This window comes from Algoriphagus chordae (assembly GCF_003254055.1).
Lineage (GTDB): Bacteria > Bacteroidota > Bacteroidia > Cytophagales > Cyclobacteriaceae > Algoriphagus > Algoriphagus chordae.
In genome coordinates this window covers 94,760-106,781 of the sequence record NZ_QKZT01000013.1, presented here as the reverse complement: position 1 = coordinate 106,781, position 12,022 = coordinate 94,760, and the positions used below count along the sequence as shown (strand labels likewise).

Here is a 12,022-nt window from a genome sequence, read left to right as displayed (position 1 = left end):
CTCAAATCAAGGTTTTCCCATCTGCATCGGACATCGGTCAACCCGCACCAAACATTATTCATCTACCAAAATTTCGCTTCCAACATCAGCATCAGCGCAACTCCAAATACCATGGAGGCAACGATCAATGTCCACTCCTTTCTGCTAACTCCGGCTATCCCTACTAGAATGGAGGTAACCAGGAGAAACACTCCTACGATAATCAATTGGCCTAATTCCAATCCTAGATTGAATGCTAACAAAGGCTGCCAGATACTAGCTTCTTTGCCTAAAAGGCTACGTAGGTAAGTCGAGAACCCTAAACCATGAATAAGACCGAAGAAAAGTGCGAAGAGATAATTTATTGACAGCCCTTTTCCTGAGGCAGGTTTTGGACGGAGAATAGTTATAAATGCAGTGATGGCAATAGTAACCGGGATCAGGAATTCTATTAATTCTGAATTCACATTAATCAATCTAAACGTGGCCAATGCGAGCGTTAGGGAATGACCAATGGTAAATGCGGTCACGAGAATCACGACTTTTCGCCAATCTCTTGGAATAAAGACTGCACAAAGTGCCAAAACAAAAAGTATATGGTCGTATCCCTGAATATCAAGAATATGCTGAAGACCGAGACGGAAATAAAGTTGAAATGAACTCATAGAAAGGGCGAAATACCTCTAAAGAAGTAAATTGCGCAATTATACGTCATAATTAGGACAAAAGACAGACCACAGATTACCAAATGCAACAGTTTTACTTATACATGATCAGTTTGGGATGGCTGGTGATATACCATCCATTCCACCTCAGTTTGACTGAAATCAAGTGGAATGAGCAAACAGAACATCTGGAGATCTCTCAGAAGATTTTCTGGGATGATTTGGAAATCGCCTTGAGCGGATTTCATAACGAATCGATAGATTTCTTAAATCCAGCTAATAAAGAAAAGCTTGATAAGCAGATAGAATCCTATTTAAGGGAGCATAATAAAATCTGGATTGATGACAAATTGATAGCGGTAAGTTTTATCGGATATGAGGTAGAGGAAGATGCTGCTTGGTTCTATCTCGAATCTGAAAAAGTGAAGGAACCAACTACAATAAAAATCAAAAACAACTTACTAATAGCTGATTTTTCAGATCAAAAGAATGTGGTCCAATTCTATTTTGAAGACAATTCTCCCAAAAGTATCATCCTAGGCAAGGATAAGGAAATGGGAGTTTTGTCCAGCTCAGACTAGACCTGAGTGATTTTAGCCCAAAGCACTATAATTCCAGCTTTTCCTTTATAAGGGATTAGGTAGTGCATTTTCAAATTTGCAGAGTCCCAACGAAAAAAGTCCGACCAAATGGCCGGACTTTGATTTTAAGGTATGATCAGATTAATAACCTGGATTCTGCTCGATAGGAGCAGTGGAGTTGGTCTGAAGTTCTGTCAATGGAATTGGCCAGATGAAGGTAGTTGAAGAATACGCAATGGAATGATCCATTGGGATAGGCTTAGCACCAGTGTAGAAATCGATGCTCGTAATCGATCTGGAAGAGGCTTTTGAAGGTACACCCTCCATTTCACCAGAACCAGAAAGCCTATGGATATCTGGCCATCTTCTGCCTTCTGCTAGGAATTCAATTCTTCTTTCATTCCAGATAGCTTCTAGAATACCATCACCAAGACCTGACACGGTGTATTCAGCTTCTGAAGCTGGAAGTGCACGACTTCTTACTGAGTTTAGCAATACCACTGCTTCAGCCATTTTGCCTGTTCTAGCATAAGCTTCAGATGCATTCAATACTACTTCAGCATATCTTAAGATCACGTTAGGATCTGTATAGGTCGTAGCGTCAGTATATTTATCTGTGAAAACGCCTGTCGCAGATTTAGTAGTCATAGCTACTCTTCTAGCATCAGTCTCTTTCCAAAAAGCAGCAGTCCATATTACTGGGCTGATTTTCACCAAGCCTCTTGCTCCAAGATCTGGGTTGCCATACATAGAAGGCAAAGCACCGTTTACACCTGGGTTAGCTTCAGCAGAGTTTACAAAAGAGAAAATGTTGTCAGAGCTTGTACCTCCTCTGAACGGAGTCACAGGATTTGGTGTCAAAGCATAAGTCATTGCCTTCAACTTCTCATATTCCGCCAAAACACCAGTCCAATCTTCCATATGAAGTTTGATTCTGGATTTCAATGCGATTACTGCACCTTTGTTTGCTCGGAATGCACCCCCAGCAGCTATTAATCCTTCTGCTTGATCTAGATCAGTTAGCAATTGCGTGTAATCTGCTCCCACTGTACCTCTACCTACAGCTTCCGCCTCAGGCACCTTAGTTACATCATCCACGCCAAAAGTACGGTAAGGTACCCCAAGCGCATTAGGATCATCAGAGTATGGTCTTGCAAAATGAACCAATAATTCATGATGTGCTAAAGCTCTCAAGAATAGAAGTTCTCCTTTGTAGCCATTTCCTTGTTCTGTGGTCAAAACACCGGAAGATACAGCCTCATCCAAATTGCCCAGAATAATGTTCAATCTGTTGATCATTCTGTAAAGGGAAATCCACATTCCGTTGTTATTTGCGGAGTTTGGATTATAAGAGCCTACATAAGTGATTTCATAGAACAACTGATCGTTGTACATGTCTTCACCTCTCAAATCACCCTGCTCTACGTTAGCAGCACCAAAAGGATAACCTCTTTGTACAGCTCCACCATAATAACCTCGCTGCGCAGATTCATATACTCCAAGCACTGTCGATTCGATTCGCGCAGCTGTTGTGAAGGCTTCATCGTCTGGAATCAAGTTAGCTGGAGTCAAATCAGTCACATCGCAAGAGCTGGAAAAGCCTACCAAGGCAGCAGCAACAAGCGCTAGTTTGATATTTTTTATAGTTATTTTTTTCATTTTAATTCTTCTTTTAGGTTTTAAGGATTAGAAACCTACGTTCAGGCCAAGCGTGTATGTACGGATAATTGGAGCTACGTTCCAATCCACCCCGAAGCTCAATTGACCAGAATACTGGTTTGACTCAGGATCAAGTCCCGAATAGCTAGTGAAAGTGAATGGATTCTGAACCTGCGCAAAGAATCTTGCATTGGTGATAGCACCATTGAAAGCACTTGAAAGCACAGCTGTTGGCAGAGTATAGCCTACAACGATATTCTGAATTCTCACAAAATCACCTTTCTCAACAAATCTGCTGTTCGAAGCAGAACTTTGCCACATGTTTTGATCTTGTCCAGAATAAAGCTTAGGAACATCAGTTACTTGACCACTTTCAGTCCATCTGTCTAAGATACTAGCATGGTTGTTTGAGAAACCTTGCCCCATTAGACCTCTTACAGATTCGTTCATGATGTAGTTTCCTCCAGAGAATCTTGTGAAGATCTCAGCGTCAAATCCACCGAAAGTAAAGCTGTTAGACCATCCTCCTTGCCATTTTGGAAGTGTATTTCCAAGATAATCCTGAGTGGGAGCAGCCCCTGTAACGGATACATCAGCTGGATTGGCAGGATCATAGGCTTTATATCCTAAGGCACCACTAGTCAAGTTGTACTGTACAATATCGTCTCCTGAATAATACATTGGGTTACCATTAGCAGCGTTTACACCCGCCCATTTGTATCCATAAAGCTGAGCAATTGGATTGCCTACTTCAGTTCTGTTGTATGTTCCAGTCAGTGGACTAACCAACTCAGTCACTTCATTGCTAATAAAAGTAATGTTGAAGTCAGTATTCCAAGAGAATTTACCTCTGTTGATCACGTTAGCAAAAGCTCTCAATTCCAAACCAGAGTTGCTCATAGATCCAACGTTTTGGTTGATTGAGTTGCCCGGAACACCTAATGAAGGAGCAGTAGGAGCTTCAAGGATCAACCCGTTGATATTGTTTTTGAAGTAATCAGCAGTGAAAGTCACTTTGCCAATGCTCAAATCCAAACCGATGTTGAACTTCTGAGAAGTTTCCCACTGTAGATTATTGTTTGCGATAGCAGCATAACCAATACCTGCACCTGCACCACCCAATACTGGGCTATATCCACCATAAGCAGCGAATGTACCGATTTCAGTATTTCCTACTTCTGCATAAGACACTCTCAATTTGAAATCAGAGATTAAGTCAGAGTTGAAGAATGCCTCATCAGAAACTCTCCAACCAGCAGATCCACCGAAGAATGTACCTCTTTGGTTTTCTGGAGCTAGATCGGAAATTCCATCATTTCTTACAGTGAAAGACAATAGGTATTTGCCTTTGTAGCTATAGTTGAATCTACCGAAGTATGAGTCAAAACCACGCTCAGCATATCCACCGCCAGAGAATTGGTTGTTATAAGAACCAGAAATCAAGTTATTCAACCGGTAAAAATTATCAGAAAGATCCGTTCCTTGGGCAGTGAAATTGTAGAATTTAGAAAATTGATATTCCAAACCCGCAGTTACGTTTAAGCTATGATCCTCGGCAAAGACAGTTTGGTAATTCAATGTGTTTTGCCAGTTCCATCGATAAGCAGGTCGGTATGACTGATAAACAGAACCATTAGAGCTTCTACCATCTCCATGACGAGGGTCCAATGACTGGAAATCATCTGACATAGTCAAATCAATACCGATTTGAGATCTTGCTGTCAAGCCAGTCACGATATCCACTTCACCGTAAGCACTACCTATTACCCTGTGTGCACTACTTCGGAAGGTATTATTTTGAATTACAAATCCTATGTTAGGAATGTTGTTATCTGGGCCAGCAAGGTTGTTGCCAAATCCCGTAGTAGCACCATTAGCTGTCACGTTGAAGCCATCAAAGGCAGTATTTTCAGCATCGTAGATAGCAACATTTGGAAGCGATCTTGTAGCATTGTAGATAGCTCCTGACAGGGAATTGGCACCATTGTTTAATCCTAAAATCTTGGTATAGGTATAAGACATAGAACTTCCTATTCTTACCGCCTTGGAGATACTATGATCCACATTTCCACGGAAAGAATATCTACTCAATTCATTTGGTTTGATAGGTGATTCCTGATCAGTGAAACCCACAGAGAAAAAATACTTTGTAGCTTGAGATCCACCCGCAATGGACAGGTTATGTTGTTGCGTAAAACCTTTTCTGAAAATTAGATCCTGCCAATCAGTATTTTCACCAGGATTTGCTAATGTACCTGCATTTGCATTCGTTCTCTTCTCATTAGCTATCTCTACGAACTCATCACCAGTCAGAAGATCAAATCTAGACACCTCCTCATTGATACCCATGGATGTGCTATAAGAAACTTTAGCTTTACCATCCATACCTCTCTTTGTGGTAATCAAAATCACACCGTTAGCAGCTCTCGAACCATAGATTGCAGAGGCAGAACCATCTTTCAATACTTCAAAAGAAGCAATATCTGCAGGGTTTATATTCGCCAAGGGGTTAGCCGCATTGACTGCAGATCTGTCAGAATCCACTACTGGTACACCGTCGATTACGATAAGAGGACTAGCACTTGAGGTAATTGAGTTTACACCCCTAATACGAATAATAGGAGCAGCTCCCAATATTCCACTTGGAGTAGTTACCTGTACACCAGGAGCTCTACCAGCAAGCTGTGACTCAAAAGAAGGAGCAACCAGATTTTCTATTGCGGTTGCATCTATAGAAGCTACAGAACCGGTAATTTCTCTTCTTTCCTGAGTACCATAACCCACGACTACCACTTCATTAAGTGTTTTCACATCGGGGGCCAGGTCAACGTCGATTACACTTCTTGTTCCGATAGGCATCTCCTTAGTAAGATATCCTACAAAACTAAATACGAGAGTGGTCGCATCCCCAGGCACATTGAGTGCATAGGTTCCGTCAAGATCCGTGATTGTTCCTTGAGTAGTACCTTTTAGCACTACGCTTACTCCGGGTACACCGTCAGGCTCTTCTGCTGAAGTGACCCTACCAGTGATTGTTTTGGTTTGCGCAAGTACTGACATCACTGTCAGTATGGTTAACGCAAAGCCTAATAAAACTTTCTTCATAGGTTATACATTTAAGTTTATATATTTTTGCTACGAATATTAACCGAAAGTTTGATATACAAAAGACCACAACTCACAGGGAATCAAGTGGGTAAAAAATTATGTTTTGAAAAATTGTTAAAAAATATAAATCACAATTTATGGAATGTAAGATTTCAAAAATTTCAGATTTTTATTTTATTATTTAATGATTAACATATCATTAAATCTGCTTTTTAATGAAAAACAATCCTTTTAAGGCAAGTTTAAGCTAAGTCGCTATAACTTGCTTTCACCTCCTTTTAATCATTTAGTGAGTTTTGCCAAACAAAATTCTTTTAATCAATTAGTTTTTGTTAAAAATGATAGATTTATTTTGGACCAAAATCGTATAAACAAATATATAAAAAAGAGAAAATTTCGAATTTTTCCTATTTTGAAGAATTAACTATTTTTTAATATTTTTTTTCACAAACCCATTTTTTTACTCAATATCAAAAAAAATGGTGATTGAACGGGCAATTTCACCCTAAGTCTAATTTTTTGTAGCTGGACCAAGTGCCGTTTACTCTTTTCAACAGGACTATATGAGACACCTGCAATTCTGCAGCTATTTCAGTTTCCACCGCTAACCTGAGAATATTCTGAAACTGAGATTTCTTTAGGTCTTTGAAAGCTATCGTCATATGTGGGTGATAGTTTCGATCGCTCAACTCGTCTACTAAGTTCAATTCCCTTTTACAATAGGTTTTCAATTCATTTTGGAAATCAAACAGATTTTGATCCGCTTTTACCCCTAAGTAAATCACCCGTTCACCAAAAGTCTTCACTCCTTTGATAGCAATCTCCATTGGCTGATACCCTGCAACAAAACTCCTAAGTTTCTCAAGTAACTTATCCTCTTTTGCCTCATTAAATATAAAAGGCATTTTCACAGTAATATGTGCTGGGGACTTGAGCGCGTATTTAGCCTGGTATCGATCCTTGATTTCTAACTTTAGATTGGTCACCCGCTCCTGAAAAACTCCTTCAGGCACAATTGCCAAAAAATACTTTTGCATCACTCTCATTTGTACATGATTTTCTTTCTATGGCCATCCCGAAACCTATTGGGCAAAATTGAGGATGTAATAATTATGCTCCTGATTTTGATCTTCGCATGTGATTTATCCCACAAAACTACCTTGAAAACGAATTCCTTGCGTAAAAACAAAAAAACTATTCGATAAACTCAATCAAAGCTTTAAATTAAGGGAATAAACACCAAACAGCTATGAAGTATTTTTATAAGGCCATGATAGGTCTTGATTTGACTGAGATGGACGATATCCTGATCAAAAAAACTATTGTGTATCTGAAGTTCCTAGGAATAGATAAGTGCTACTTTGTTCATGTAGCCAAAAATCTTGCGGTGCCGGATGAAATTCTCAAAAACCATCCTGAATTGCTCGCTCCTGGAGATGAATCCATAGAAGCTTTAATCAAGGAAAAGTTGGAAGAATTTGATTTTCCAGAAAGTATGGAGATTGAAGTTTTTGCAGAGGAAGGAGCTCATCCTTTGGACACACTGCTTCGCTGGGCCAAAATCAAAGACGTTGATCTCATCATCATGGGAAGAAAAGAAGTCCTAGAAGGAAATGGATCACTTGCCAAAGGAGTCGCCAAAAAAGCTCCTTGCTCTGTGCTGCTCTTGCAAGAAAGAAGACCTCCAGGACTTCCTCATAAAATAATGATCCCTTCAGATTTCTCTAATCACACGGATTTGATCTATGATTTTGGGGAAAGAATCTCGGAAGAATTGGGTGCTGACCTTGTTCCAGTCCATCTTTATCAGGTGCCTCATGGCTACTCTAAGACAGGCAAGACCTTTGAGGAATTTGCCGAAATCATGAAGGAGAATGCTCAAGAGGACTTCAATCGATTTATTGATAAGTTTAATCATCCAGGTTTAAGCTGCCGATTTGTCTTGAATGATGGCGAAGGCCAAGGCAAAGCTTTGCTCGAAGAAGCAGGGAAAATCGGAGCTGATATGATCCTACTTGGCTCTCGAGGCAAAACAAAATCTGCGGCCATCCTCCTTGGGTCTGTAGCTGAAAAATTAGTGGTGGTTAACAATATTCTACCCATGCTGATCTTCAAGAAGAAAGGTGAAACCATGGGATTCTTTGAAGCACTATTTAAGGTCTAGATCGGCTTCGTCAGAAAAAAACAAACTTGATCTCCAATGCCCTCCTTATTATAAAGGAGGGCTTTTTCGTCTAAAGACACTAATTCCTCCTTCGAATAAAGCTCATCCACCAGATTCGGCCTCAAGGTGAAACCCTGCTCGTACAAGGCTGTACCCCAAAATTGAAATGCACTGGAATCAAAAAGCACCTCATACAAATCAAAACCTATTGCTTTGGAAAGTCGCTCAAATCCAACAACCGAAGGAATAACCAAATGTCTCGGGGCATCTAGCTGCACCCACAATTCTCTCTTTTCCTTCCAAATTTCAGCATCTGTCACTGGAGTTCTGATTAATAACTTACCTCCAGGATTGAGTTTATCAAAACAGGCCTGAAGTGTCTCCATCGGACTTTCCATATGCTCAAAAGCATGATGCATCATAATCAGATCAAAAGTGCTTTCACTCTCTTCTATCCGCTGCTTCCGGAGATGAAGATTAGCATTGATCACCTGATCCTTTTCCATAAAGGGATCAAAGCCATGCAAGTCTGTATACCCCGAGGCATACAATTCATACAGCAATTGTCCATTTCCACATCCTACGTCAGCGATCTTGGAATGAAATCCCGGCGCCAACTTCTTCAACCAATAGCCAAAGCTTGGCTCAAAAGCTTTGGCATTAGTCGCGAACAGCAGGTTCATGCGAATCTGCTTGAATACTCTTCTGGCAAATCCGGACTGTACTAAGGGCAAAAATGAATAATACCCGGATCGGGAATAGTAGTCTGCGAGATTTTGGGGAATCTGGTCCAACTGAACAGACTTACAATCCCTGCATTCTGAGTAGTCAAAGGTGCCTCCCATACCCAACATGCGCTCACTCGCCTCAAAAGAAATAAGGCTCGAGCCTCCACAAAATTTACAGGTTTTATACAAATCACTTGGCATTTTCACGAGTAAAAATCAGCTCGTTTGGGCGACTATTTTGTTACTTTCACATTTCATCCGAACCACAATTGAAAATATTTAATCAGCCAGAATCAGGCCTATTTTCCTCCTAAAACCGAATTAGCAGAGTTGGAAGCGAAAGGTGAATCATTTCAAGTTCAAAATTAAGAAAAGAATCACCAAGGCTGATTACTTTTGCAATTATTTGTTAGCAGAAACGCCTCAAGGGCAACCCATGAGTTTTATTTCGAATTTATTTTCACCTTCCGATAATCCCGAATCTTTGGGAGCCAAGTTTAGAAACCAAAGGCAAAAAGATTTCGAGGATTTATTCTTTCAGAATTTCTCTAAAAATGATCCTATTCGTGTACTGGACGTAGGCGGAGCTTCCTATTTCTGGAATACTTCTAGCCTTCCTACTCTCCCCAACATTGAAATCGTGCTCCTCAATCTGAGTGAGGAAAAAACCAACCATCCTAAGATCAAATCAGTGGTGGGAGATGCTACTAATATGACGGAATTTGAAGAAAACAGCTTTGATCTTGTGTTTTCAAATTCGGTGATCGAGCATTTGTACACTTGGGAGAATCAGCAAAAAATGGCAAACGAGATTATTCGTGTAGGCAAAAAGCATTTTATCCAAACTCCAAACAGGATTTTCCCAGTGGAAGCACACTATGCACTCCCCTTTGCCCAGTACATGCCTCACAGCTTACTTTACTTTTTCCTGACCAAAACTAAGCTGAGCAGGCTGCAAAAATGGGATCCCAAAGATGCCCAGCAGTACCTAGATGAAATCCGACTACTTGATCAAAAAGAAATGCAGCAGCTTTTCCCTAATTCAACCCTATATCTAGAAAAGTTTATGGGAATGATCAAATCAATCTCGGCACACAACCTCTCCTAATCAGCAAATTGTAATCGAACCAAGTTGGCATAAAAGCCATCGGCTCTATCGAGCAGGTCTTGGTGAGTTCCTTGCTCTACTATTTCCCCATCACTGAGAACATATATTCTATCCACCTTGCGGATGGTTGCTAGTCGGTGTGCGATAATGATGGTGGTTCTGCCTTTCATCAGCTCATCCAGAGCCTCTTGCACTAAGGATTCAGATTCCGCATCCAAGGAAGAGGTAGCCTCATCCAAAATCAATATAGATGGATCTTTCAAAATAGCTCGGGCTATAGCCACTCGCTGCCTTTGTCCTCCCGAAAGCTTTACTCCTCGCTCCCCAACTAAGGTGTCTAAGCCTTCAGGGAATTGAGAAATAAACTGCCAAGCATTGGCTTTTTTAGAAGCTAATACAATCTCCTCCTCAGAGGCACTTGGTTTAGCGTAAGCTATATTCTCACGAATGGATCCGCCGAATAGCAAGACCTCCTGAGGCACCATCCCTACATGAGAACGCAAGTTTTGTAAGTTCCAATCACTCAACTGACGATCATCCACCATAATGGAGCCCTTTTGCACATCATAGAATCGCATCAGCAATTGTATAATCGTAGATTTACCGGCACCAGAGTGACCTGCCAAAGCTACTTTTTCACCTGGATTGACATGGAAGGTCAGATCCTTCAAGACTTCCATCTCTAGTCGTGTAGGATAATGAAAACCAACATGATCGAAAGATATTTTTCCTTGGAAGGTAGGTGTCTGTGTACCCAAAACTGGCTCTGGTTCTTCGTCCAAAATCTCCATTACTCGCTCCGAAGAGCCAATAGCCTTCTGTACCTGTCCATAAATATCTCCTAGCCCTGCTATCGATCCTCCTATGAAGGTGGTGTAAAGCACAAAGGAAACTAGCTCTCCCACACTCATTTCGCCTGAACTAACCAAACTCGCGCCGTACCACATCACTGCCACGATGCCTCCAAACAAGGCAAAAATGATAAATGAAATAAATGCTCCTCTATACTTGGCCGCTCGTAAGGCTACGCCCACTACTCTATTCAAGCCAGCTCCATACCGTGCAGATTCAAAAGCTTCACCCACAAAAGATTTGACAGTACTGATGGACTGAAGCGTCTCCTCCACAATCACATTGGCAGAAGCCAATTCATCCTGGGTGCTTTTGGAAAGTTTCCGGATAAATTTCCCAAAGACCATGGCTATCACCACCAAGACAGGAAATGTAGCAAGCATAAATAAGGTCAATTTAGGCGTATTGACCATCAAGAATATCACACCAGCTACAAGCGTAACGATCTGTCGAAAAAGCTCTGCTAGCGTAACCGAAAAGGTATCCTGAAGCATGCTTACATCTGAGGTAATTCTACTGATCAATTCACCCGTTCTGCGTTTATCAAAAAACGTCATAGGCAGACGCACCATTCTAGAATACAATGCCATTCGGATGTCACGCATGGATCGCTCCGAGACCAAGGCAAAAAGCCAGACCCTGAAAAAAGAGAATACGCTCTGCACTGCCAGTATTCCTACCAACATCAGCGCAATAGAATTAATATCAGATACGATCCAATCCGTCCCCTGAGCAGTATCGATCAGCTTACCAGCGACGAAAGGAAAAGTCAGCAGGGTAAGTGATGAAAACACTAGGAATACTAGTCCTAAAAAAAAATGTGATTTATAAGGCATCAAAAACTGAAAAATGCCTGCCAGTTTACTCAAATTCTGCTTATTCAACTTCCTTTTCTCACTCTCGTCCAAAGCAGTTCCTCTTTTCTTAGCCATCCGTTGATTTTCGTATTAAGTGGACAAACTTAAGGTTTTTTCGCAAGGATTCTCTTTGTAAAAGTGAAAGGATTGATACTCTACAGGTACTACTAAAACCTATGTCAAAAAATTATCTGGAAAAACACCTTGTCCAATTAAGAATTCAACATTCAGGATAAATTATCATATAGCTAAGTCTCTTTTTTTCGCAAAGCATGAACCATACATTCTTTAAAATAAATGAATATGAATTCTCACAAACAC

The 12,022-nt window shown here is 40.7% G+C and carries 9 protein-coding genes; 3 read left to right on the top strand and 6 right to left on the bottom strand.

Translation table 11 applies throughout. The annotated features are described in order from the left end of the window. Window positions 1–62 precede the first annotated feature (62 nt). A complete protein-coding gene (locus tag LV85_RS14705) occupies window positions 63–644 on the bottom strand; it encodes a HupE/UreJ family protein (protein WP_111320745.1) in 582 nt (193 codons plus the stop codon). An 83-nt stretch (window positions 645–727) separates the two neighbouring features. Here LV85_RS14705 and LV85_RS14700 point away from each other — a divergent pair, with 83 nt between their 5' ends. Then, entirely contained in the window at window positions 728–1,225 is a 498-nt protein-coding gene (locus LV85_RS14700) for a DUF6702 family protein (protein ID WP_111320743.1), read from the top strand. A 141-nt stretch (window positions 1,226–1,366) separates the two neighbouring features. On the opposite strand, the gene LV85_RS14695 is transcribed toward LV85_RS14700, so the two are convergent. The 3 genes from LV85_RS14695 to LV85_RS14685 form a co-directional block, all read right to left on the bottom strand. After that, window positions 1,367–2,884 carry a RagB/SusD family nutrient uptake outer membrane protein gene (locus LV85_RS14695; protein WP_111320741.1) on the bottom strand — a complete coding sequence of 506 codons (1,518 nt, stop codon included), beginning with the start codon at window positions 2,882–2,884 and terminating at the stop codon, window positions 1,367–1,369. 27 nt (window positions 2,885–2,911) lie between these two features. Continuing rightward, the gene (locus LV85_RS14690; protein ID WP_111320739.1) at window positions 2,912–5,989 is read right to left on the bottom strand and encodes a SusC/RagA family TonB-linked outer membrane protein; all 3,078 of its coding nucleotides are present in this window, start codon (window positions 5,987–5,989) and stop codon (window positions 2,912–2,914) included. Between the two features lie 503 nt (window positions 5,990–6,492). Then, window positions 6,493–7,029, bottom strand: coding sequence for a 2'-5' RNA ligase family protein (locus LV85_RS14685; protein WP_158531187.1), 537 nt, complete (start codon window positions 7,027–7,029; stop codon window positions 6,493–6,495). A gap of 212 nt (window positions 7,030–7,241) precedes the next feature. On the opposite strand from LV85_RS14685, the gene LV85_RS14680 reads away from it, so the two are divergent. Continuing rightward, complete coding sequence (locus tag LV85_RS14680; RefSeq protein WP_111320735.1) at window positions 7,242–8,156, top strand: universal stress protein; 915 nt, start codon at window positions 7,242–7,244, stop codon at window positions 8,154–8,156. On the opposite strand, the gene LV85_RS14675 is transcribed toward LV85_RS14680, so the two are convergent. Beyond that, complete coding sequence (locus LV85_RS14675) at window positions 8,153–8,839, bottom strand: class I SAM-dependent methyltransferase (RefSeq protein WP_158531186.1); 687 nt, start codon at window positions 8,837–8,839, stop codon at window positions 8,153–8,155. The genes LV85_RS14680 and LV85_RS14675 overlap by 4 nt on opposite strands. Window positions 8,840–9,320: 481 nt before the next feature. On the opposite strand from LV85_RS14675, the gene LV85_RS14670 reads away from it, so the two are divergent. Beyond that, window positions 9,321–9,992, top strand: a complete 672-nt coding sequence (locus LV85_RS14670) for a class I SAM-dependent methyltransferase (RefSeq protein ID WP_111320833.1) — start codon at window positions 9,321–9,323, stop codon at window positions 9,990–9,992. On the opposite strand, the gene LV85_RS14665 is transcribed toward LV85_RS14670, so the two are convergent. After that, window positions 9,989–11,776 carry an ABC transporter ATP-binding protein gene (locus LV85_RS14665; protein ID WP_111320731.1) on the bottom strand — a complete coding sequence of 596 codons (1,788 nt, stop codon included), beginning with the start codon at window positions 11,774–11,776 and terminating at the stop codon, window positions 9,989–9,991. The two genes, LV85_RS14670 and LV85_RS14665, sit on opposite strands and share 4 nt — an antisense overlap. Window positions 11,777–12,022 lie beyond the last annotated feature (246 nt).

Coding starts and splice junctions, on each gene's coding strand:
- LV85_RS14705 (WP_111320745.1), bottom strand. CDS start 644: ATGAGTTCATTTCAACTTTATTTCCGTCTCGGTCTTCAGCATATTCTT.
- LV85_RS14700 (WP_111320743.1), top strand. CDS start 728: ATGCAACAGTTTTACTTATACATGATCAGTTTGGGATGGCTGGTGATA.
- LV85_RS14695 (WP_111320741.1), bottom strand. CDS start 2,884: ATGAAAAAAATAACTATAAAAAATATCAAACTAGCGCTTGTTGCTGCT.
- LV85_RS14690 (WP_111320739.1), bottom strand. CDS start 5,989: ATGAAGAAAGTTTTATTAGGCTTTGCGTTAACCATACTGACAGTGATG.
- LV85_RS14685 (WP_158531187.1), bottom strand. CDS start 7,029: ATGCAAAAGTATTTTTTGGCAATTGTGCCTGAAGGAGTTTTTCAGGAG.
- LV85_RS14680 (WP_111320735.1), top strand. CDS start 7,242: ATGAAGTATTTTTATAAGGCCATGATAGGTCTTGATTTGACTGAGATG.
- LV85_RS14675 (WP_158531186.1), bottom strand. CDS start 8,839: ATGAACCTGCTGTTCGCGACTAATGCCAAAGCTTTTGAGCCAAGCTTT.
- LV85_RS14670 (WP_111320833.1), top strand. CDS start 9,321: ATGAGTTTTATTTCGAATTTATTTTCACCTTCCGATAATCCCGAATCT.
- LV85_RS14665 (WP_111320731.1), bottom strand. CDS start 11,776: ATGGCTAAGAAAAGAGGAACTGCTTTGGACGAGAGTGAGAAAAGGAAG.